18 protein-coding genes and 1 pseudogene are annotated in these 23,484 nt (G+C 61.1%); 4 read left to right on the top strand and 15 right to left on the bottom strand.

Annotation, left to right across the window (positions count from 1 at the left end):
- Positions 1–29 precede the first annotated feature (29 nt).
- Positions 30–1,100 (bottom strand): sensor histidine kinase, encoded by a 1,071-nt coding sequence (locus tag NKH23_RS27045; RefSeq protein ID WP_352719329.1) that lies wholly within the window; start codon positions 1,098–1,100, stop codon positions 30–32.
- 167 nt (positions 1,101–1,267) lie between these two features.
- Here NKH23_RS27045 and NKH23_RS27040 point away from each other — a divergent pair, with 167 nt between their 5' ends.
- A complete protein-coding gene (locus tag NKH23_RS27040) occupies positions 1,268–2,551 on the top strand; it encodes a glucoamylase family protein (RefSeq protein WP_353035768.1) in 1,284 nt (427 codons plus the stop codon).
- 61 nt (positions 2,552–2,612) lie between these two features.
- On the opposite strand, the gene NKH23_RS27035 is transcribed toward NKH23_RS27040, so the two are convergent.
- The 6 genes from NKH23_RS27035 to NKH23_RS27010 form a co-directional block, all read right to left on the bottom strand.
- Positions 2,613–5,033 (bottom strand): polysaccharide biosynthesis tyrosine autokinase, encoded by a 2,421-nt coding sequence (locus tag NKH23_RS27035; RefSeq protein WP_352915832.1) that lies wholly within the window; start codon positions 5,031–5,033, stop codon positions 2,613–2,615.
- Between the two features lie 149 nt (positions 5,034–5,182).
- The gene (locus NKH23_RS27030; protein ID WP_352719264.1) at positions 5,183–6,079 is read right to left on the bottom strand and encodes a UTP--glucose-1-phosphate uridylyltransferase; all 897 of its coding nucleotides are present in this window, start codon (positions 6,077–6,079) and stop codon (positions 5,183–5,185) included.
- Between the two features lie 79 nt (positions 6,080–6,158).
- A complete protein-coding gene (locus NKH23_RS27025; RefSeq protein ID WP_352719263.1) occupies positions 6,159–7,109 on the bottom strand; it encodes a glycosyltransferase family 2 protein in 951 nt (316 codons plus the stop codon).
- Entirely contained in the window at positions 7,099–8,049 is a 951-nt protein-coding gene (locus NKH23_RS27020; RefSeq protein ID WP_352719262.1) for a glycosyltransferase family 2 protein, read from the bottom strand. The genes NKH23_RS27025 and NKH23_RS27020 overlap by 11 nt, the downstream gene beginning before the upstream one ends.
- Positions 8,049–9,044, bottom strand: coding sequence for a glycosyltransferase family 2 protein (locus NKH23_RS27015; protein ID WP_352719261.1), 996 nt, complete (start codon positions 9,042–9,044; stop codon positions 8,049–8,051). The genes NKH23_RS27020 and NKH23_RS27015 overlap by 1 nt, the downstream gene beginning before the upstream one ends.
- 11 nt (positions 9,045–9,055) lie before the next feature.
- Positions 9,056–10,228 (bottom strand): glycosyltransferase family protein, encoded by a 1,173-nt coding sequence (locus NKH23_RS27010; protein WP_352915828.1) that lies wholly within the window; start codon positions 10,226–10,228, stop codon positions 9,056–9,058.
- A 290-nt stretch (positions 10,229–10,518) separates the two neighbouring features.
- Between NKH23_RS27010 and NKH23_RS27005 the strand changes: the two are divergent.
- Positions 10,519–11,571 (top strand): annotated as a pseudogene (locus tag NKH23_RS27005) (polysaccharide pyruvyl transferase family protein); the annotation flags it as partial.
- Between the two features lie 222 nt (positions 11,572–11,793).
- Here NKH23_RS27005 and NKH23_RS27000 read toward each other — a convergent pair.
- The 8 genes from NKH23_RS27000 to NKH23_RS34700 all read right to left on the bottom strand — a co-directional run bounded on the left by NKH23_RS27000 (position 11,794) and on the right by NKH23_RS34700 (position 20,526).
- A complete protein-coding gene (locus tag NKH23_RS27000; protein WP_352719259.1) occupies positions 11,794–13,257 on the bottom strand; it encodes a lipopolysaccharide biosynthesis protein in 1,464 nt (487 codons plus the stop codon).
- Entirely contained in the window at positions 13,254–14,423 is a 1,170-nt protein-coding gene (locus NKH23_RS26995) for a glycosyltransferase (protein ID WP_352719258.1), read from the bottom strand. Before NKH23_RS26995 ends, NKH23_RS27000 begins: the two co-directional genes overlap by 4 nt.
- Before the next feature lie 184 nt (positions 14,424–14,607).
- Entirely contained in the window at positions 14,608–15,687 is a 1,080-nt protein-coding gene (locus NKH23_RS26990) for a glycosyltransferase (protein ID WP_352719257.1), read from the bottom strand.
- A 31-nt stretch (positions 15,688–15,718) separates the two neighbouring features.
- Entirely contained in the window at positions 15,719–17,050 is a 1,332-nt protein-coding gene (locus tag NKH23_RS26985) for a UDP-glucose dehydrogenase family protein (protein ID WP_352719256.1), read from the bottom strand.
- 85 nt (positions 17,051–17,135) lie between these two features.
- A complete protein-coding gene (gene exoK / locus NKH23_RS26980; protein ID WP_352719255.1) occupies positions 17,136–18,002 on the bottom strand; it encodes an endo-1,3-1,4-beta-glycanase ExoK in 867 nt (288 codons plus the stop codon).
- 132 nt (positions 18,003–18,134) lie between these two features.
- Positions 18,135–18,536: a hypothetical protein gene (locus tag NKH23_RS26975; protein WP_352464384.1), complete on the bottom strand. Its 402-nt coding sequence runs from the start codon at positions 18,534–18,536 to the stop codon at positions 18,135–18,137.
- Positions 18,537–18,805: 269 nt separating this feature from the next.
- Positions 18,806–19,828, bottom strand: a complete 1,023-nt coding sequence (locus NKH23_RS26970) for a glycosyltransferase family 2 protein (protein WP_352719254.1) — start codon at positions 19,826–19,828, stop codon at positions 18,806–18,808.
- A 452-nt stretch (positions 19,829–20,280) separates the two neighbouring features.
- Positions 20,281–20,526, bottom strand: a complete 246-nt coding sequence (locus NKH23_RS34700) for an exopolysaccharide production repressor protein (RefSeq protein ID WP_502908415.1) — start codon at positions 20,524–20,526, stop codon at positions 20,281–20,283.
- A gap of 632 nt (positions 20,527–21,158) precedes the next feature.
- Between NKH23_RS34700 and NKH23_RS26960 the strand changes: the two genes are divergently transcribed.
- Together NKH23_RS26960 and NKH23_RS26955 are read left to right on the top strand one after the other, a co-directional pair.
- On the top strand, positions 21,159–21,836 hold the full coding sequence (locus NKH23_RS26960; RefSeq protein WP_292659405.1) for a sugar transferase: 678 nt from the start codon (positions 21,159–21,161) through the stop codon (positions 21,834–21,836).
- Positions 21,837–22,043: 207 nt separating this feature from the next.
- On the top strand, positions 22,044–23,255 hold the full coding sequence (locus NKH23_RS26955) for a polysaccharide biosynthesis/export family protein (protein ID WP_292659420.1): 1,212 nt from the start codon (positions 22,044–22,046) through the stop codon (positions 23,253–23,255).
- Positions 23,256–23,484: the final 229 nt, after the last annotated feature.

Below are 23,484 nucleotides of genomic sequence, written 5' to 3'. Positions count from 1 at the left end.
CCGCTTAAAGCCTACGCCAAGCGACCAAGCTATGCTGCTTTCGGCATCCGCGACGTGAATGTCGCTCTCGTAACGGCGATCGTCGTGCCAGTGTTGCCCGTGACGGTGTCAATGCGTGCTTCAAGCTGTTTGACAAGTGCCTCCACGATCGCTGTCCCCAGTCCCGCACATGGAATGTCGCCAACGGGTTTGCCCCACCCGTTGTCCGATACGGTCAACTTCCAATCCTCAGCATCGGTCTCATAGGTCACCAAGATCAGCGCATCGACCTTTTCTGTCGAGAATGCATACTTGATGGCGTTGAGAACGAGCTCGGTTACGATCAGGCCAAGGCTCACCGCCTTCTGGGAATCTATCCTTCCATTTTCCGCCATGACGTTGACGGCAATAGCCTGTGTTTCCCCGATCATCGAAGCGGCCAAACTGCTGCAAAGCTTCGACAGATAAGAACCAACCTCGATTTCGTCGGCACCGGTTGAGGCATGGAGATGCCGTTGCACTTCGGCCACCGACAGCACGCGTTGATGGGCATCCTTCAGGTGCTGCCGCGTTTCATCTGAGGTGACGGACCGAGCCTTCAGCAGCAAAATGCTGGCGATGATCTGTAGGCTGTTGGCGACCCGGTGCTCCATTTCGCGCAGCAGCACATCTTTCTGGCGCAGCAAGTCTTCGGTGCGGCCGAGAAGCTCTTCCTTTTCCCTTTCGATGGCGCGGCGCGCCGTGATGTCATTGAAGGCGAGCAGGATGGTCGCGGCTGAACTGTGGTCGTAAAGGACCTTTCGCGCGTTGAGCAGCATCGTGCGCCGGCCGATATCGGGGAAATCATGCTCGACCTCGAAGCCGTCCATGGCGGTCTTCTCGGGAATGATCGTCTCCAAGAGCAGGTGAAGCGCTGGAATGTCCCACTGGCCGTCGCCCAGCGCGTAGAGCAGCGAGCCGTGCGTCTGCTCGGGGTCGACCCTGAAGGTCTGATAGAAGGAGCGGTTGGCCGCCAGCACGCGAAAGTTCTCATCGAGAACGAGGAAGGGTTCGACGATCGTATTGACGATGGCCTGCGCCAGCGTCTGCGCGTCTTCGATATTCGCAATGGGGTGGAACATAGGCTTCGAGGCCAATCCAGGGGCCGTGTCCCCTTGATTTTCTTTCTACCGGTTTGCCAGCCACCTGTCGCGAAATGAATCGGCCAAACGCAGCAGTGAGTGGCGGTCCGTGTGCCCAATTGTTTTAGGAATGGCCTTGGGGCACCCGAGGCACTAACACCGGCTCGATGATTCCAGCACTCGACCTTCCGGAAGATACTTTCGAATTCGACGATGATGCGCTGTTGGATGCTGTGCAGCGGCAGACGGTGCGCTATTTTTGGGAAGGCGCGCATCCCGTCAGCGGTCTTGCCCGCGACCGGCAGAAGACCACAGGTGATCCTGCCAACGATCTGGTGACGATCGGGGGGTCCGGTTTTGGCATTGCAGCTATCATCGTTGCGGTCGAACGGGAATGGATCGACCGCGCTGCGGCTTTACCGCGACTGCATGGCATGCTCGATTTCCTGGAAAACTCGCCGCGCTACCACGGCGTTTTTCCGCATTTCGTCAATGGCCGTACCGGTGCGACAATTCCATTCGGTCGCAAGGATGACGGCGCTGATCTGGTCGAAACCACTTTCCTGTTTCAAGGTCTGATCTGCGCCCGTGAGTACTTCGCCGAGATGGCAACCGAGGAAGTTCTCCTTCGCCAGCGCGTGAACGCGCTGTTGCTGCCGGCCGAATGGAATTGGTTCGCACGCGGGGCCCGGCAACTGATGTGGCACTGGAGCCCGAACCACGGCTGGGCGATGGACAGCCCGATCAGGGGTTGGAACGAATGCATGCTCACCTTCGTGCTGGCGGCGGGATCAACTCGCCACCCCATTGATCCGGGCATCTATCACGAAGGCTTTGCTGGTGGATCCGACTTTCGAAACGGGCGCGATCATGACGGGATCGTCCTGCCATTGGGAATGGATTCTGGTGGTCCGCTCTTCTTTTCGCACTATTCTTTCTGTGGGCTCGATCCACGGGGCCTAAGCGACCGCTACGCCGACTACTGGCAACAGAACCTCCGTCATACGCAGATCAATTATCGGCATTGCGTCCGCAATCCCCATAACCATCTGGGATACGGCCCTGACTGCTGGGGTCTGACCGCGAGCCATGGGCCGCGAGGATACATCGCAAGTGCACCCGACAGGGACTTTGGCGTAATCGCCCCGTCCGCTGCCCTGTCGAGCTTCCCTTATGCACCGGCGGAGGCGATGCGCGCACTGCGTGGCTTCCTGACCAAGCCTCGGAAACGCATATGGGGCCGCTTCGGCTTTGTCGACGCGTTTTGCGAAAGCCGCAACTGGTACTCCCGAACCTATCTGGCCATCAATCAGGGGCCAATCATCGCGATGATCGAGAACCATCGTACAGGGCTGTTGTGGCGGCTTTTCATGCGGGCGCCGGAAGTGCGCAGAGGCTTGGAGAAGCTTGGCTTCATCAGCAAGCATCTCAGAACGTCAACACCCCAATAAATATTTGCGACGCCGGGTGATTCCGCTGGGGTGCAAAATGGTCGAAACGCGCGGACTGCACTCAGGCAGCCGCCTTGGTGCGCGCTTCCGATTTTTCCAGATAGTAGCTCGAATATTTGTCGAAGAATTTTTCCGAGCCGCCGATCGCGCCATACTTGGCCAGCTTCTTCAGTTCGACCTTGTTCAGCACCGCGCCAATGATCTTCTTGGCGATGTAGGGCTCCGAGCTGAGCACGGATTGCACCATCGCACGCGGCGTGCGTCCCCACTCGGTGACCAGCACGAAGCCGTCGACAAGCGGAGCGAAGGCCTTGGCGTCGACGACAGGCCCGAGCGGCGGCAGATCGACGATAATGTATTCGAAGGTTTCCTTGGCGTTATCGATGAAACGCCGCATGCCGGCTGAAGACAGAAGCTCGCTGGTATGCGAAAACTGGCCACGCAGGACGGCCGGGATGATCGCCAGCTTAGTCTGCCGGTCGATCTTGCCGACCGACTGCCACGTCTGCCCGCTCACCACCGCTTCCATCAGGCCCTGTTCGGCCTCCATACCGAGGCTGCGGCTGAGGCCGGGATTGCGCAGGTCGCCGTCGATCAGCAGCGTTCTCGATCCATTGACGGCAAGCAGCCCGGCAAGATTGGCCGCCACCGTCGACTTGCCTTCGCCGGGAAGCACCGAGACCACGCCGATGACCCGGCTGCCCTGGCCCTCCATCACGACGTCGAAGGCGATCTTTGCGTTGCGCAGCGTCTCGGAGAACATCGATGCCGGTGCATCGACGGTTACCCGCATCCGCGCACGTTTTTCGGCTGCCGACAATGTTTTGGAGGGCTGGGATTTGGAGGACTTGGCGGTCTTGGATTCAACGACTTTGACGTCAGGCTGACCGCCATTGCGCTGGTCATCCTTGCCAGCCTTGCCGATGACCGGGAGATAGCCGAGGAATTTGAGGCCGACACGGTCGCGCACATCCTCGCCGGTCCTGAAGAAGCGTTCCCTGAATTCATTCAGACCACCAACCCCTGCCCCCATCATTACGCCAAGCGCCAGCGAAAGCCCCAGCACGATGGCCGTTCGCGGGGTTGCGGCCGACTGCGGCATCGTCGCGTCCGAGATGACCCGGATCTTGCCGACCGGGAAGGATTGCTGCTGGGCGGCCTCCTCATAGCGGTTCAGGAACGTCTGGTAGAGCGTCGACAGCGCCGTCGCCTTCTGGTCCAGCTCACGCAGCTTGACCTGCGACTGGTTGTCGATGGAGCTCTTGCCAGCCGCCAAGGCGACATTTGCGCGGAGCGCGGTTTCGCGCGCCAGAGCGACCTCGTATTCGTTTCGGTAGCTTTCGGTCAGTTGCTTCAGCTCGCCGAAAATCTGCGCCGATATGTCGGCCTTCTCCTTGGCGAGCGCGACGGCCTGCGGATGTTGCGGGCCGAAATTCGCTTCGACGTCCTGCTGCCGCTTGGCGACGGTGAGATAGCGGTTCTTCAGCGTCGTGATGACGGAGCTGCTCGGCTGGTCGTTCGATATCGCGGCGTCCTTGAACGCATTATCCGAGCCGCTTTCGACGATCGACTTGTACTGCTGATAGCGGGCGCCGGCACGTGCGGTATCGGCCTGCGCGACGATCAGCTGGGTGTTGAGATCGGACAATTGCTTGTCGCTGATCAACTGGCCGTCATTGACCGCCAATCCATGTTCGGCCCTGAACTTTTCGACCGCCAGTGCGGCCGCCTGGGAGCTCTCACGAAGCTCGGTCAGCCGGCCTTGCAGCCAGACCGCCGCCCGCTCGGTCGCGTCGAAGCTGGCATCGAGCTGATCGGCGAGATAGGCGTCGGCATAGGCTTTGGTGATGGCGGTCGCGAGCGCCGGATCCGTCGCCTGAAAGGAGATGCTGATGACAAAGCTTCGGCCGATCCGCTCGGCGTCGAGTTGGTTCTGCAGTTTGAAGATTGCATAGTCGCGGGGCGACGAGGATGCGGTGATCGCGTCACGCGTCGCAGCATCAAGCTGAGTGACATCGGTTGTGCCAGCGGCGCGCTTGGGGCGGACCGACTGGATGATACCGCGTACAAAGCCTGACACTTTCGACATGGCCGATGTCGGAGGGTTCATAAAAGCGTCGTTCTGATCGAGCTTCAGCTTGTCGACGACCACCCCCGCCAGCCTGGCCGACTGCAGAATTTCGATCTGGCTCAGAACGGCGGAGTCGGTCTGCATGCTGACCGACGCCGCCGAAATGTCGTCGACGACCTTGTTCAAGCCTTCGTCGATCAGCACGCTGCTCGTCGCCACATAAGTAGGAGGCGTCGTCTGCAAGTAGAGCACGCCGAGAAAGAGACCGATGACGGCGCAGGCGGCAACCACTTTCGCCTGCCGCGCGGCCATGCCAAGCAGGCGCTCGATGTCGATGAAGTCTTCGGCGTTTGCCGCATTTGAAGCCGGCAATGGCGTCCTCTTGTCGACAGGAAAATTGGCATAGTTCATCTTCGGTCCAATTCTAGTTTGCAGGCGCTACCGCCTCGAAGGTCGGGACATAGGGTGCAAACCTTGCGCCGGACAGTGCGCGTTACGCGCGGCGCAACGGCCTGTCCTGCGTCATCAGCCGCACCCACAATGCCTCAAAAAAATGGACATTATGCGGCTTCTTCCCGACGCTGATGCGACCGGACGAATTCCTGCAGCATCTCGAAGATCGGACCCTTCATGTCCTCCCGCGCCAGCGCGAAAGCGACATTGGCCTGGATGAAGCCCTCCTTCGAACCGCAGTCGAACATGCGGCCGTTGAAAGGCTGGGCGAAGAAGGCCTGCGTCTGTGCGAGGCGCACCATTGCGTCGGTCAGCTGGATCTCGTTGCCGGCGCCGCGCTGCTGGCTGGCCAGCAGCGAGAATATCTCGGGCTGCAGGATGTAGCGGCCGTTGATGTAGAAGTTCGACGGTGCGTTGGCAGGAGCCGGCTTTTCGACCATGGCCGTCACCTCGAAGCCCGTGCCGACATCCGCGCCGCGCCCGACAATGCCGTATTTGCTGGTCTCGGTCGGATCGCAACGCTCGACGGCGATAACGTTTGCGCCAGTTTGCGCATAAAGATCGGCGACCTCGGCGAGACAACCGCGCCCGCCGAAGGACACCATGTCCGGCAAAAGCAATGCGAAGGGCTCGTCACCGATGACTTCGCGCGCGCACCAGACGGCATGGCCGAGGCCTTGCGGCGACTGCTGGCGGATGAAGCTCGTCGCGCCGGCGACGGGAAGCAGGGTTTCAAGCGATTCGAGTTGCGCCTTCTTGCCGCTCTGCTCCAGGGTTCCGATCAGTTCAGGATGCAGGTCGAAATAGTCCTCGATCACCGCCTTGTTGCGGCCGGTGACGAAGACGATGTGCTCGATGCCGGCCTCGAACGCCTCGTCAACCGCATATTGCACGACAGGCCTGTCGACCACCGGCAGCATTTCCTTCGGCATGGACTTGGTCGCCGGCAGGAACCGCGTTCCAAGCCCCGCCACCGGTATGACTGCCTTCCTGACTTTTTTCATTGCATGTTCCTTCTGAGGAGATCGATTTCAACCTGTCGCAGGCGGCGAAAACTGTCTTCATTCATTCGCCTGCAGCCCTTCACCTCCCCGCCACCACGGCAAACTGTGCCGCTACCCTTCGCAGCCGGACGGCGATCGGCATGCTCATATGCCGAACCGCCGCCGGATCGCTGAGCGCCGTCCATATCGCCTTGAGCGGGGACCGCGCCTTGATGTGCTGGACCAGCGACAGGAATGATGCCGCCCGCCGCAGGCTGCGAGCGCGCCTGACGAAGGCCGCCGCGGCCGCAGCATCCATGGAATGGGTCCCGGCGAAGGTGGCATCGGCCCTGCGCATCGCCTCGACGTGATGAAGTTCGAGCACCCGGGAGATGGAACCGGTGCGGATGTGATAGACATAGCCTGTCGTCGGCTCGACCACGCATTTGCCGCCCTTGGCCAGAGCACTGGCCAGGAGGATATAGTCTTCGCCAATGATCAGGCTTTCATCGTAGCGAAGCCCGTTCTCGTTCAGGAACCGGCGCTGGAAGATCGGCTTGAGATAGCCGAGATTGAACCTCGATTCGAAGAGGACATTGCCGCCGATGTAATCCGCCAGCGAGATTTCACTGAGCCCTTCCAGATAGTCGGCCGGGAACATCGTCTCTTCGGCAACGCCATCCTCGCGAACGACCTGCAGATTATCGACTGCGATCTCGGCGCCCGCTTTCTCCGCGCGTTCGATCATGGTGCAGATTCGCCCGGGATAGACCGCGTCGTCGGAATCGAGGACCGCGACCCATCTGCCGCGGGCAAGCTCAAGGCCGGCGTTCCTGGCGCCGCCGGGGCCACGGTTTTGCTCAAGCGCGACAACGCGCACGATGTCTTCGGGGTAGGATCTCGCCAGGTCGAGCGTCCGGTCGCGCGACTTGTCGTCGACGACGATGACCTCGACGCGGACATTGCGCTGGGCGACGGCGCTGGCAATCGCCCGATCGATGGTCGCCTCGGCATTGTAGGCGGCAATCACGAAGCTCACGTCAGGCTGCACGCTTGCCCCCTTGCTGCGGCGAAGACAGGCCGTATTGGCGGATTTCACGAACCCCGACGAGGCCGCTGACGACGCCGGCATGCATAATGCCGCGAAGCACGCTGCGGTTCCGGCGTACGGGGTCGATGGCGACCGGAATTGCCGACAGGAAACTGTAGGCGGCCTTTGCCGTGGCAATGCCGACCTGCTTGAGCCGGGCAAGGCCGTGTGCGTTGCGCCCCAGAAGATGACCGTGCGTCTGCCCGACGCGGAACCGGCGCCGGCCGAGCCAGTCGAATGCCGCCCTGGCAGATGGCACCGCTTCGTCGACCCAAGCCTCCGGCGAAAAGGCGATGCGGCCGCCGGCCTTGACCATCTGGTCGAAGAATTCCGTATCTTCGCCGCCGGTCTGGCCACGTGCCAGGCTGAAGCGCCGGCCGCGCAGGCTCTCAGTGCCCATCCTGAGCACGACGTTGCAGGTGTAGCCGGTGCGGATCTCGCCGCGCACCCAGACCGGCGAGGTCGAGTGGAAATCGCCTTTGCGCATCCAGGCGGGCGCATCCGGCTGGTAACGGGCTTGCACCGGCCCAAGCACCGCCGCAGCACCAGTTGCTTCCGCCGTCGCCACCAGTTCGGCAAGCCAGCCAGCGGTGGCCGTCTCGTCGTCGTCGATAAAGGCGACGAAATCCGACGCACTGGCATCGAGGCAAGCGTTGCGCGCGATCGAGATGTTGCGGGCCGGGGCGTGCCGGTAGGTCACCGGCAGCTTCAGCTCCCCTGCCAGCTTGGCGACCAGCGGTTCGGCCGTCGGCGTATCGTCGTTGTCGGCAATGACGATACCGACATTGTATCCCGCAGGAATATCCATGGCTGCTACGGAGCGAAGCGTGTCCGCAAGCTCCGGCCGGCGAAATGTGCAGACGCAGATATCGATGCTTAGATTTTTCCTGACCGGGTCCATCACGCTACCCCGCGCTGCGGTCGCGGTGCGAGCAGTTGCAGCCAGAAACCGACCGACCAACCGAAATGCATGACCATTGCCGAGACCCCAGCAAGTGCAATGTCGGGTTTGCGCTGACTGAGGGCGGTCCAAAAGCCGTAGCCGAGGCAGACCGACGCCCATAGCAAAAGCGGCACGGCCGCCAGCCAGTGGACGAAGGAAAAGGCGGCGAGAAGAACCACGGGGAACACCAGAAGCGGCACCATCTGCCGGATCTTCGGGATCATGCGGTGCTTGAGAACGTTCTTCGCCCGGCCACGGCCATAGCCGAGATACTGAAAATAGAGGCCCTTCAGCGAGGAGCGCGGGTAGTAGACCATTTGCGTCTTGCCGGTCATCCAGATGCGGTAGCCGGCCTGGCGGAGCCGATAGTCGAGCTCGGCATCCTCATTGTGACTGAACGTTTCGTCATAGCCGCCGACCGCGGTGAAGGCCGAGATCCGCATCAGTGCGTGGTGGCCATGATCGACCCATTCCCCCGCCGAAAGGTGCCGGTGCTTGGAGCCGCCGGTGCCGAGCCTGGAGTTCTGCGCCGCTGCCGCTGCTTTCTGCACCATGCCGCTGCCACTGGTCAGCATCGAGACGACGACCGAATCTGCGCCGGTAGCCTGCGCTTCTTCGACCAGCCGGTCGCAATAATCCGCGGGATAGCCGCCGTGCGCGTCGATGCGAATGAGATAGTCGACGCCGTCCCCGAATCTGGCGACGGCGAGATTGATCGCCGCGCTCTGCAAGCGCTTTTCATTGTGGAGCAGGATCACCCGCCGATCTTTTGCGGCGATATCTGCGACGATCGTTCTGGTGCTGTCCGTACTGCCGCCATCGGCAACGATGATCACGGCGCCCAGCCTCTCGGCCGCAGGGCGGAGCTCTCGAAGCAACGCGCCGATATGGGCCGCTTCGTTCAGGCACGGAACCACGATCATGCAGGATGGGAGCGTTTCGGTTTGCCTCATCGGTAGTCTTCCTATGCCAATGCTTCGGCAGCATATGGACCGGGAGCCGCGACCAGGCCGCGGAGTTTTTCGACCAGCGCCCGGCAATCGGCGCGGTCGTGGCTCCAGGTGCGCGGATTGCGGGCGAGAACACGCGCCCTCAATGTCTCGAACCGATGCTGCTCCATCGTGCCGACGGCAGCTTCAAGCGCCTCGGGCGTGGCTTCTGGCAAAAGAACGCCGATGCCTTGTCGGTCGAGGAACCGGCCGGTTTCGGTGTTGCCCATTGAAATCGGCACGGCTCCGAAGCGGCAGCCTTCATAGAGCCGGTTGGGCAGCAGCCATTCGGAATTCAGGCCCTGCTCAAAAAAGTCGATGGCCCAGGAAAAGTGAACCTCGCGGTAGATCGCCGCCATATCCTCGGGATTGCGGTAGGGCCCGCCAAACGACAGCCAGGGTTCCGATTCAACGAAACCATGGAAATCGGGAAATTCGGACAGCGCCGGCCGGCCCCTGAGGACGATTTCAAAGCGGCCGTCGAGGCGGCGCGAAAAGTCGGCCAGAAGTTCCAGGGATCGGCGGCAGCGGAGCGCACCGAACCAGCCGATCCGCCATGGCGGCGCAACGGGATTCTCCGCCGTAATGCGGTCATCCAGCGAAGCCGCGGCCGGCTCGAAATACTTGTTTTCGAGCAGCTCGACCGGCGCGGCAATCTGTCCGAACGGCTTGAAATAGTTGGCGATGAAGGCCGGAGAGCTGGTCACCAGAAGCTTCACATCCCTGGCCAGGAAGCGTTCTGCGCCGCGCATCGCCCAGCCCAGCGGATCGTCGCGAAGCAGCAGGCGATGGATGTCCAGGCACTCGTAGACGATCGGCACTGTTGCCTGGAAGGCCGACCTGGCGCGGCGGGCAAGCGCCAGCATTTCCAGATTGCGCGCGATAATGAGGTCGGGCCGTGGCATTGAGCCCAGCTTCGAGCCGGTCGAGACCACCGCCTTCATGATCGCCGCCAGACGCTGGGCGAATCGGCCATCACGAGTCGGGCCGAGATCGATCGGCTGCAAGCCCTCGACATCAGCAACTGCGCTTGCCGTACGACGAAAGCCCGCCAGCGTAACCTGGGCGCCGCCTGCCTTGAGCATTATGATCCGCCGGCGCACTGCCGGGTCGGAGACGTCGTGTACCAAGTACAAGACATGCAGCATGAAAACTCGACCGCTGTTGGCCCGCCCGCGACGATGCTAGTACAGCTCTTGCTGCATCGCAACATTTTTGGTTGCAGCGTAGCAAAGTTCCACATTTTTTGTTGCACTGCAAAATCGATGGGTTAATCTCGCTCTGCTTGGGCCGCATGGACCGCGCGTTGGCCTGCCATCGGGCTGCGCGCCAATAATCACGACGCGAGGACCATCCTGGCGTGCAGCATTTTCGGCCAACCCGCCCCTCGGCATCCGTCGACCGAACCGCGGGACTACTCACGAAATGAGGTCATTCCATGAAGATCGCGGTTGAAAACACCGTCTGCCTGAATACCGGGGATGCAGCGATTCTCCTGGCGATCCGCCATGTTTTCAAGACGATCGTCCGGGACGACATCCAGTTCTACGTCTTCGACAGCCAGCCGGAGGTAGCGGCGAGGCTCTACACGAAGAAGGACTATCCTGATCTCGAATTCCACAAGCTGCTGTCGGAATCGCTGTTCCGCTACAAATACGGCAGCGGCCTGAAGAACCTGTTCAAGCCGATCTACAATCGGCTCGTCCTCAATGCCCTGCGGCGGTTCGGCATCCGCGGCGTTCTCGGGCGTTTGTTCAGCTCAAGCAATCGCCGTGGTCTCGAGATCTACAGAGATGCCGACCTCGTGGTCACGACAGGCGGAACCTATCTCGTCGAGACCTACAATCTGGAGCGGCGCCTCAATCAATTCAGGATCGACGCGATTCTGGGCAAGGACCCGGTCTTCTTCACGCAATCGCTCGGCCCGTTCAACAAAAGTTACAATCGCCAGGAGTTGAGCCCGATCTTCGATCGGAGCCCGCTTATCCTGCTGCGCGACGAACGTTCGAGAGGCCACATTGCGGACATGGTGAAAGACCCCGGCAAATGCCACGTCGTGGCCGATGCCGTCTTTGCCCTGGCCGACACCGACAGAATCGGAAAAATTCTGGCCTCTGGCCAGTCGGCGACCGTCACCGGCCGCGTCGCCATTTCCGTCCGTCACTGGAACTATGTCAGCGACGGCGAGGGCGGCATGCGCCGCTACATCGACTCGATCCGCGAGATCGCGACCATCCTGGTCAGGGACCACGCCAAGGAGGTCACCTTCGTCTCCACCTGCCAGGGCGTGCCGGAATACGCCCATGACGATTCCAAGACGGCGCGGGCGATCGTTGCCGAGCTCGATCCTGAGATCGCCAAGCATGTAAGCGTGGACGCTTCGTTCCACACGCCGGAGCAACTGATGGCCCTGGTGAAAGGCTTCGACTTCGTCGTCGCAACGCGCATGCACATGATGATCATGTCGCTCTGCGTCGGCACGCCGGTGCTGCCGATCGCCTATGAATTCAAGACCAAGGAACTTGCCAAGCGGATCGGCGTCGCCGACCTGCTGCTCGACATCGACACGGTGACGCCCGAGGAAGCGAGCGAGAAGCTCGGCAGACTTACCGCCAATCTCGACCTCTATCGCAGGACGAGCCTTGAGGCAGTGCTTGAGGAGCATGCGTCGGCGATGTCGGCAGGTGAGCTTTTGAGGCCGGTGATTGCCGGCCTAGCGGGCGTTGCGCATGGCGCTGGAAAGCGTGGTGAACAGGGCGCTGCGCGACTGGCGAAGGGCAAGCATGAGTACCAGTCCGATCGAATAATTGAGGGCAACCGCCAGGACCACCGCGAGCAGGTCTGACTGGCCGGTCAGCGATGCCGGCAACTCCCGGTACACGGACCAGGCAAGCAGCGACGACGCGATGAAAAGCCCCTGCATGATCAGGAAGTCGGCTGCGGTCACCGGGCCGACCCTGTGGACAAGAACGGCGAGTACCGGGACGCGTAGCACATAGCCGCTGATCGCGTAGGCCGCCGCGACACCGACGGCGCCCCAGTGCAATCCGATGATGAAGGCGGCGACCGTCGTCAGCGACGAGTAGATGCCCCAGTGGAACATGGTCTTGGTCTTGCCCTGGCAGATGAAGATCCAGCCTGTGGTGCTCGAGACGGACTGGATCAGGCTGGCGATGCCCAGCCAGGCGAAAATCGGCGCCACCGCCGTCCAGCGCCCGCCGAAGAGAAGCCCGACGACCTGGTCCGACGTCAGCGTCAGCGCCGCGATCCCGGGCATAGTGATGGCCGCTAGCATCCAGTTGGTTCGCACATAGATGTCGCGAAACCGCGCCTTGTCCTCATGGATGCGGCTCAGCAGCGGCACCATCACGCGTGTCAGCGGCTGGTTGATGTTCTGCAGCGGAAAAAGCAGGAGCTTATAGGCGCGGTCATAGTAGCCGAGTTCGATCGCGCCCGAATATTTTCCGATCAGGATGTTGTCGAGATTGCGCGAGAAGAAGTTGGCCAGATTGAAGCCGGTCAGATTGGCGCCGAAGGACAATATGTCGGTATCGACCTTCAGGTCCGGCCGCGACGGCGTCCAGCGCGCCACCTGCCACGCCGCCGCCAGCGCGACAACAGCCGAAACCGCCGGGCCGATGACCAGCGACCAGTAGCCCAGTCCCGCATAGGCGGCGATTGCTGTGGTCGCAAGTCCGGCAGCGGCGGTAATCACATCGTTCATTGCGAGCTGGCCAAAGCGCAAATGGCGGTTCATCAGCGCCAGCGGCACCGCGGCGAGACTGCCAAGAAGCAGCGGCAAGGCAGAGCCGATGGTGATCCCGACCATGCGTTGATCGCCATAGAAGGCAGCGATGGCGGGCGCCAGGCATGCAACCACCACGGCACTGCCCATCCCCACCAGCGCACTGATCCAGAATACCTGGTTGAGCTGCTCGGTGCTGATGTCCTTGCGCTGGACCACAGCCTGTTGCAGGCCAAGATTTTGAAGCAGCCCGACAAAGGCCACGATCGGCCCGACGGAAGCCACCAAGCCGAAATCCTCGGGCACGAGCAGACGGGCAAGTATGATGACCGAGAGAAACTGGATCGCCATCTTGAAGCCTTGCGCGCCGATCGTCACCACGCCGCCGCGCAGGGCGACGCGACCGAACTGGGGGGGCGGGTTGGCGTTCATGCCGGGCGCCTGGCTTCGGCCAGTTGAGCAACGATCTGCGCAAAACGTTCGTTGAGTACGTCCGCGTTGAAATCCTGCTCGATCTTGCGGCGCGCCGCACGTGCGATGCGCTCGCATCTGTCCGGGTTCTCGGCCACCCAGACAAGCTTGCGGGCCAACGCCGCAACGTCTCGCTCCGGTGCGAGGAAGCCTGTCTCCTGATCCTCGATCAACTCGGGAATGCCCGAGTGATAGGTGCTGACCACGATCAGCCCGGCGGCCATAGCCTCCATCAGCGCCACCGGAATACCCTCGAGATCGCCGTCCTGTGCGGCAACGCTGGGCAGGAGGAATACGTGGGCATTGCGCAGGCGCTGCTTGACCTCGGCGTGCGGGCGCGGCCCGAGGAAAGTCACCCGGTCGGCAATGCCGAGACTTGCGGCGAGCTTCTTCAACTCCTCCAGCAATTCGCCGCCGCCAATCACCGAATAGACCCAGTCGCGCCGCGGTAGGCTGGCGAGGGCGCGAAGGGCGAATTCGATGCCCTTCTTTTCGGTCAGCCGGCAGACCGAGATGAAGGACAGCGTGTCCCGGTCCCAGGAACGCCAATGGTAGCCGATCTCACCGGGCCGCACGCCCATATGGTGAACCATGACTTGCGCGGGGGGTGCGCCGACGCCGATCAGGGCGTCGCGGAAAAACGCGTTCACCGGCAGCTGGAGTACGCCCTTGTCGAAGACAACCTTGTAGCGCGTGAGCGTGTTATCATGCAGCGGTTCGCCGACATCGCGGCCGTGGAATATGGTCACCAAAGGAGCCGAAATCCGGCCTCGTTTCATGGCACGGGCGACGCGCATGCCGTTATTGCCGAAATGCGCGACAATCACGTCGGCGTTCTGCAATTTGCGTGCAAAGGCGATGTCGATTGCGGTCGAGAGCTTATCCCAGAACCTGCCCGACCATCTCCTGAGCGTCGGGCGAAAGCGCCCCAGTCTGCCCCACCAGCAGACGACCTTGCCAGGCAGCGCCTGCCAGCGGCGATCGTCGATGTTGCTGTCCTTGCCGAAGGACGTCTCGTTGCAGACGACGCCGACTTGCATGCCGCGCTCGAGGCACCCTTCTATCTGGTCGAGGACGAAGGTCTCCGACAAAGAGGGGAACTTATCAACTACGAAGCAAATCTTCATCGAATGGACGATCTTTCGAGGCCGGTCGGCGATCTGCTCGCGCGGATGAGGGCTGACGCCAGTCGCCGTAGTGCGAGGCGCTTCAAGCGTCCGGTGTTGTGCGCGATGTTGTCCCAAGCCATCCACTCGGGTCAGGCGCGAAGGCTGGCTTTTGGGCGACATGCATGGCTTTGGGCGAAATGCATCAGGCGGCACGCTCCAGTGCGCCTTGCCTGGCGTTGTCGAGAACGCCGAGGAAGGTCGCGAACTGAATGTCGGGATTCATCTGCGGCCGCTCCGAAAACAGCTGCGCCGCCGCCGACAGCCGGTCGTACTCGGCCTTGTCGCTCCATAGCCGCCTGACCGCGGCGACCCAGTCGTCGACCGGTGCGTCGTAGTCGAGCACCACGCCGCCGGCGCCAATCGCTTCCGGCAGGCCGCCGCGGCGGGACCCGACGACCGGAATACCGCTGCAATGGGCCTCGGATGCCACCCGCCCCCAAGCTTCTTCCCATTTGCTGGGCGCCAGCAGGATCTTGGTGCGGCCATAGACGGTCTTCATGTCGCTGGTGCGGCTTTCCAGCCTGACGTTGCGCAGCGGCGCGATGATCCGTTCGATCTGCGCCCGGTGGTCGTCGTCGAGCTTCCAGCTTTCGACGAACAGGAACGGAATTTCGGGGCATTGGCCGGCGATGCGCACGGCGAGTTCGAACCCTTTTTCATTGTAAGGATTGATCAGTGTGACGAATTCACCGGTCGTCGGCGTGCTGTAGAGCCCGGGATTGATGGTCGGCGGGATCACGGTCGAATCGATGCCGAACTTTTCCTTATAGGTGCGCGCGGTGAATTCGGAGTTGGCGATATAAAGTGCCGAATGCAATTCGCGCAGGTCGCCGGCCAATTCGTGGAATTCGACGTTCCGCAGATAGACCACCAGCGGCACGCCGAGCGCCTGCAGCGCCTTTCCGATCGGCACCGATTTGTGGCACTGCACGACGGCGACATCGGGATCGAGCCGTTCGACGGCGAAGCGCGCCGCCTCCCAGGGAAACCATGCCCGCACGACCGGATAGCCGGGATAGCTGTCGATGACCGCACGCTGACGAAGCAGCTTCATTTTGGCACGCGCCTTGAAGCCGAACATGCCGTCACCGAACAGCGCCGCCAGAACCGAGGCGTCATGACCGTGCTCGCGCAGCTGCTCGACCAGATGGTGCGTGCTCGACTGAACGCCACCGCTGAACTGCGGCGTGTAGCCGTTGCCGCCTGCAAACAGAACTTTCATGGACCTGGCTCCTTGCTGGACCGCCCTAGCGTCACGCCGCCATTCTGCCGATGCTGTGGTATTCGATGCCGTGGCGGGCGATGACCTTGGGGTCGTAGAGATTGCGTCCGTCGAAGATGACGGGCGTGGTCAGCGCGTTCTTCAGCGCATCGAAGGACGGCGCGCTGAAGCTTTTCCACTCAGTCACGATCAAAAGCGCGTCGGCGCCTCGCACCGCAGCCTCCTTGGTGCCGCACAGTTGCAGGTCGTCGCGCAGCCCGTAGATCGCCTGGCATTCCTGCATCGCCTCGGGATCGTAGGCCTGCACATTGGCACCGGCGGCCCAGAGCGCTTCCATCAGCGTGCGGGACGGGGCCTCGCGCATGTCGTCGGTATTGGGTTTGAAGGCCAAGCCCCACAGCGCAAAGGTCTTGCCTTTGAGATTGCCCTTGAAATAGCGGTCCACCTTCTCGAACAGGACCGACTTCTGCTGGTTGTTGCGCTCCTCGACGGCACGCAGCAGCTTGGCGTCGAACTTGACGGCCTCGGCGGTCTTGATCAGGGCACGCACATCCTTCGGGAAGCACGAGCCGCCATAGCCGAGGCCCGGATAGATGAAGTGGTAGCCGATCCGCGGGTCGCTGCCGATGCCCTTGCGGACCTCCTCGATGTCGGCACCCAGTTGCTCGGCCAAATTGGCCATTTCGTTCATGAAGCTGATCTTGGTCGCCAGCATGCAATTGGCCGCGTATTTGGTGAACTCGGCACTGCGCACGTCCATCACGATCATCTTTTCGTGGTTGCGGTTGAACGGCGCGTAGAGCTCGCGCATCACCGCCTCGGTGTCCTCGTTGCTGGTGCCGACGATGATGCGGTCGGGCTTCATGCAGTCGCTCACAGCGGACCCTTCCTTGAGGAATTCCGGATTGGAGGCGACGTCGAAAGCCAGATCCTCGCGCCCGCGCGCCTTCAGCGTCTCGGCGATCCTGGCCTTTATCCTTTCGCAGGTGCCGACCGGCACGGTCGACTTGCCGACGACGATCTTTGGCGCGTCCATCTCACGACCGATGGCCTCGGCGACGGCCAGCACATATTTGAGGTCTGCCGAACCATCCTCGCCCGGAGGCGTGCCGACGGCGATCATCTGAATCTGGCCATGCTTGATCGCCGCGGCGGCGTCGGTGGTGAACTTGATGCGGCCGGCGGCATGGTTCTCCTTGACCATGTTTTCGAGCCCGGGCTCGAAGATCGGGACATGACCCTGGTTGAGCCGCTCGACCTTTTTTGCATCGATGTCGACGCAGACCACCTGATGGCCGACTTCGGCAAGCACCGCCGCCTGTACAAGACCGACATAGCCGATTCCAAAGACAGTCAAATTCATTCGGTTTCATTCCTGTTCAAGGCTTCGGGCCTGTTCGAGCTTCGGTTTTCGGACCACCTTCGACCCGGCCGGTTCAGATGCGCTTCTAGTTTGTGTTGCATGCCAGCGATTCGGGGAATTGGCAGGGCTGGCCGAGTGCGGTGAATGCGACGCGATCCACCTGCATGGTGAGCTTGCGGCCGGGATCCGAGAACGGCCCCATCCAGCCCTTCATCGTATCGCTGCCCCACAGGCTGAAATAGATCCTTTGCGAATGGGTGGGCAGCTTCGCCGGATCGGTGATCTCGTGGACAAGCTTGCCGTTGACGTACCAGCGCAGCCGGTCCTTTTCCCAGACGAAGGCGTAGTCGTTGAAGGCCTTGTCGGTGCCGCCGGCGACGTCGACCAGTTTCTCGTTCTTGCCTTTGCCGGCTATGTAGGCGTTGACCTGAACCTTGGACGTGTCCTTGGTCAGCACCTCGAAGTCGATTTCATCATGCGGCTGCTTGTCGGCATCGCCGACGAAGCTGAAGAATGCCGCGTTGACGCCGGAGCCCGTGTCGGTCTTCATCCGCGCCTCGTAGGTGCCGTAGCCGAAGCGCTGCTTGGTCTGGATCTCGGCGCAGGCGAATTCGCGATCCTTCAGCTTGCGCTTCTCGAAACCGAGCGTCAGCATGCCGTCGGAAAGCCCGATCAGGCTTTTGGACCAGGTACAGTTCTGATGCTTGCCGTTCGTCCAGCCGTCGGAAACATACCAGCGCGCGCGACTGAGGCTGGTGAAATCATCGACAAAGGACGGCGCGGTTGGGAGATCCTGGGCACGGACGGGCACCAGGCCCGCAACCAGGCTGACGAGAACGAGCAGCAGAAACGCGCCGTCTGAACGGAGCCGTCGCAGCTTGCCCGGGATCGGGCGCGTGAACCGGGTGCCGCGGGTTGCCGGGGCGGACGTGCTTTTAGGATCTGCGTTCATATCAAACTCACCTTTGTGCTGTGCGCCCCCAAAGCGATCGTTCGAACCGTGACGAAACAACCTGATCTTGACCTTGTCGCTCCCAAGCTCCGTGTTGTGCCTAAAACCATTGCGCCGACCCGGGGTGTTCGCTCAGCCTGTGCCGGAATCGGCGGGCTTCACAAAATCGGTCCTTATGTCGGGACCGTTCTGCCGCTTCTCCTCGAAGATTTCATCCAGCGAATGACGGAGATCCTTCATCATCTGCATCTGGCGCGACAGCGCTGCGATCCGCCGCTCGCAATTCAGGATCGACCTGGTCAGTTCGCCGACTTCGGAAGACCTGCGAGAGGAGACCGCTCCGTTCTCCATGGCCTCGACCAGAAAGGCGGCATTGGTAGCCGTTGTCCTGTAGCGGTTCTCAAGTCCGCTCTTCTCCGCCTCGACTTCGGCCGCGATCTGGTCCAGCAGCTTTGCCAACCGATCGAGGCGCGAGGTGTCGGTCTGCGTGTCGCGCGCCGGATCTCTCGACCGGAAGCGAAAGATCGAGGCCATGTCGTCAGCGCCCCATCATCGTCGAGCTGGTGACCGGCCTTGGCGCCAATCCACATTCAAAAGACATTTCTTGCATCGTCCAGCTCCTCCGACAGGGGATGTCTCGGGCCAGTTCGGTTGGCCGTCCAAAATTGCTGCACCGCAACATAGATTGCCATTCCCTGCGCGCATAGGCAACCACCTAGATCGTAAACTCATGAATCTCGTTGAAATGGTGCGAGCCGGCCGAAGGGTAAGGGCGCGGCTACCGCGATCGCACGTTGACGGGCCTAGCTTTCGCTGGCCGTGCTGGTTCCGGCCATGAGGAAGCGCAGCGGCGGCACATGCTGACGCTTCGCGGCGAGGCCAGCGCGGCGAAACAGCGCATCCAGCTTGTCGGAGGCAACGCCGCGGACGACGGCTGTGAGGTTGGACGAGCCGGCCAAGGCGTAGGCCGCGGCCGACGCCAGCCCGCGCTCAGCCTTCACGTCTAAAAACTTCCGCAACCGGTATTTGTCGCGGATGTGCCGCTCGTGCCTTCTCAGCGCAGCCTTCGATGCCTCCGGCAAACTGTCGATCGCAAGCAGTGCTAGGTCGGCATCGGCCAGATGCTTCAGGTCCTGGGTCTTGTGCCGTCCGCTAAGCGAATCGGCGCGCACGATCGCGCCGTAGCCACAGGATTTGATGACCTTGAAGCGCGCGCCATGGGCAACCGCGCGCGCATAGAGTTCATAGTCTTCACCCAGGCGCAGCTTCTCGTCGTAGCGCAGCCCATGCCGATCAAGAAAGGCGCGGCTGATCACTGGCTTGAGGAAGCCCAGTTCCCCGCGTTGCACACGGCGCCTGGAGATGTTGGCGTCGATGAAACCCTCGAAATCGAGGAATTCCGGTTCGGGCGAGAACGGCGGAGCAACGATTTTCGAAACGTCGGTTGCCGCGTCATCCCTGACAAGCATGATGTTGTCTGCGGCGAAATCCCAATCGGTGCTGGCGAACAGTCTGTGAAACCTGCCTTCGAAAAAGAAATCATCAGCGTCCAGAATGCTGATAAACGGCGATCTGGAACCGGCTATCGCGGCGTTGCGGGCAAAAGAGGGGCCGCGATTGACGTCGAAGCGGATGACGGAAAGGCGGCCCGTGCCGTCGTCGGACGCGCGGGCGACTTTCGCGGTATCGTCGGTGGACGCGTCGTCGACGACGACAACTTCCGCAACCTCCGGCTCGCGTAATGCCGATGCAATGGCAGCCGGAATTGTCCGCGCCGCATTGCGGGCGGCGATGATCACGCAGACCTGGGATGATGTCATGGACATGCCTCTCGATTGCAGAAGTCGTTGCTGATTTCTTTGCCCTCCCCGCTCAATGCGTCATCGCCCGTCTGAAATGCATCGGCCCAAACGCCTATGCTGCAAATGCGAAGCAAGCATCGCCAAAATCATCGGCGCAGTCCAGTTTTTCATTTGCTGGTGTCATGGCGCGGGTGGGCGGGCGGCGAGTCTCAATCGGGATGGCTCCAGAAATGCGCCGCTTGGCAGAGCCGTTCCTACACGCTCCATCAGAGCGTTCGATTGGCGGAAACCAGTTGCTGGTCCTCGCCGACCGGATGGCGGCGACGCAGAGCGAGCGCGTCGAGGCCGGCAGTGTCAAGCAATTGAAAGAACAGGAATGCCGACAGCCGGTGTTGTTGAGGCGGGGAATCCGTCAGAGGACCGGCAAGCTTAGCCACAGGTCACATGGACATCGCAGACCGTGGCCAGGCCTGAAATCAGTGAAGGCCCCTTCTGGCGCTGAATTTCTCGCCTTCGGCCGCTTCGTTCGAACTCAGCTTTCGTTCAGCGTCGCGAATTTTGTCGGCCGGGGTCGGGGCATTTCTGGCGATCATGGCAAAGACCAGCAGAAAATAACCCAGTTGGATGACTATAGCGCAGCCGATGACGCGAAAAACCGTCGTACCGAGCGAGGCGCCGCCCAAATACGACCAGACGATCACGATCGCCAGCGCAAAACACATTCCGATAATGAACTTTGGCAGTGACATACCCGATCGCCCATCAACCGGCTCGGGAAAAAATGTCGACAAGCCCACCCCGAGCACCTCCCTTAAACTCTGCGAGCTTATTTAGGTTGCCCGCATCTGGCCGGTTGCTTCCGGCCTAGCCCAATCTGTCCATAGTCCGACAGCAACAATTTGCAACTCTATTGACCCGAGCAATAGGCGGCAAGGGCAGCTGCGGAATAATTTTAAACGAATCCTCGGGATCGACTCTGCCATGGTGCAATGCACACGTCGGCATCACCACTGATTGCCGGATATCGACTCGCTCCAGTAAGATTTATAATATTGGCCAGTATTTTAGCATAACATCAGTCGATATTTTGAAATTCTAAATGATGGCAAAGCTCCACAGCAGGGTATAAAGAGCGATTCGCCTAAAATCAGCCCCAAAATTGGACTAGCTTTTCCAAAATTGCCCATAATCTGTCTCTTTTGCGACATAAAGGCGAAATTTTGTGCAGGACGAGTTTATTATTTAGTCAGTTCATGACGCGACTATTACAGCCGTCTGGGAAATTGTGTGTTGCGCTGCAACATTTTTTTGGTATCGTGCGGTAAACCATCCGTTCAACGTATGGAGTTTACGCATGAGGGACGTAGCCAAGCCGGCCGATGCGGATTTTTCGCAGGCCGGCGTCGATTTTCCGCCACCGATCGGCGGCCTGCTCAAACGCAGCTTCGATATTGCCGGTTCGCTGATCGGCCTGATCGCTCTCAGCCCGCTGTTCGTGATGATAGCGCTGCTTGTCAGGTTTTCCGATGGCGGGCCGATTTTCTATGGCCACAGCCGGATCGGCCGCGGAGGACGGATTTTTCCGTGCCTCAAGTTCCGCACCATGGTTCCAGACGGCGAGCGGGTGCTTGCTGCCTATCTCGCCGCGAATCCGGAGGCCAACGCCGAATGGATAGCGACCCGCAAGTTGAAGAACGACCCGCGGATCACGCGCGTCGGAGCGGTGCTGAGGAAGCTCAGCCTCGATGAGCTGCCGCAGATCATCAACATCCTGCAGGGGGATATGAGCCTGGTGGGGCCCCGTCCCGTGGTGCGCGATGAGCTGGAGATCTATGGCAATTCGGCCGTCTATTACCTGAAATCGCGCCCCGGCCTGACCGGGCTCTGGCAGGTCAGCGGACGCAACGATGTTTCCTACGACAGCCGCGTCGCATTCGACAGGCACTATGTCGAGAACTGGTCGATGTTCGAAGACATTCGCATCATCATCAAGACCGTACCTGCGGTCTGGATGTCGCGAGGCTGCTACTGACGGCCGCTTGCTGGCCGTGCATCGAGGAGCGACTGTCCAGAATTCGGGCCTAGAACTCAGGCCCCTAACTCAGGCATCGGCAGCTCATCGGGCGGGGCAAACCAGATCGGAAACGCTCAGTTGAAAGCAGATATAATCGATATCTTTTGCACCGGCATTCTCTCCAGACGCATGCGGCGAGTACGGCTTTTGACGACTTGCCTCACAATGGCGACCGGCCTGACGCTGTCGCTAGCCCTGCCACAGTTTGCCTTCGCCGACGACTATCGGCTTGGAGCACAGGACAAGCTGACCATCCGCGTGGCGGAATGGCAGACCGTCGAAGGCACGTTCCGTGACTGGTCGGCCATCAATGGAGAATACACAGTCGGCCCCGCTGGAACCTTGTCGGTTCCCTTCGTCGGCGAGATGCCCGCATCCGGCAAGACGACTTCGGAGATCGCGGCATCGCTCGGCGAGGCACTGCAGCGCAAGCTCGCTCTGGCCGACAAGCCGGAGGCTTCCGTCGAAATGGCGCAGTACCGGCCATTCTACATCTCTGGCGAGGTGCAATCGCCCGGCCAGTACCCTTGTGTGCCTGGGTTGTCCGTGCTGAAAGCGATGAGCATTGCCGGCGGAGCCCGGCGGAACCCGGAGAGCGGGCAGCGCTTCGACCGCGACCTGATCAATGCCAAGGGCAATTTCGACGTACTACAAGACCAATTGGTCAGGCTGACCGTCAAGCGCGCCCGCGTCGAAGCGGAACTAGCGGACAAGCCGACATTCGCGGTGCCGAAAGAGGTGGCCGACGATCCGAAACTGCCCAGCATCGTTGCCGATGAGACGGCGATCCTGGCGGCCGACCAGAAGAAACTCAAGCTGCGCTTGCAGGCGCTCGACGATTTGAAGGCGCTGCTGCAGAGCGAGATCGATTCGCTGCAGAAAAAGATCGTCAACCAGCAGAAGCAGGTCGATCTTGCGAAGGAGCAGCTCAACGGCATCGGCTCGCTGGCGCAAAAGGGCCTGGTCGTCAACACGCGGGTTTTGAACTCGCAGCAAACCATCGCCGACCTTGAAGGCCAGATCCTGGATTACGAAACGGCGATTCTCACAGCCAAGCAGTCGATCAGCAAGGCCACCCAGGACGCCATCGATCTGGAGAACACGCAGAACTCCAGCCTCGCGACCGACCGGCAACAGACGGAAGCCGATCTCAACGAGGTGACGCTGAAGCTGAATATGGAAAAGGCCTTGATGTCCGAAGCCTTGTCGGGCAGCCCCATGCCGCAATTCTATGGCAACAACGAACCAGCGGCCTTGTCATTTTCCCTGGTGCGGGTGGTCGACGGCAAGACCAGCGAAATCACCGCCGATGAAGACACGCCGGTGCTGCCAGGGGACGTGATCAAGGTCAAACCGGCGCCCCTGGCCATCCAGTAGCTTCTTTCCACCGGAGCGAAGCACCAACCCCGCAGGCAGCGGTCTGCGGGTTTTTGGGCTTGGTATCCTATGGATCAGAAAACAAGGCAGCCTTCGGGCAACGAACCGCCTGGATCCGCCCGCTCTGAGCGGTTCCCCCTTTGACGGAATCAAAGGGGATTCCAGATTTATCTGTTTTGTGATTCAAGATGCTGGCTGGAGTGGAGGCCAGCATCGGATGACCCGACCT

The organism is Mesorhizobium sp. M1328, assembly GCF_040318075.1.
GTDB lineage: Bacteria > Pseudomonadota > Alphaproteobacteria > Rhizobiales > Rhizobiaceae > Mesorhizobium.
This window is presented reverse-complemented; position numbering and strand designations above follow the sequence as displayed.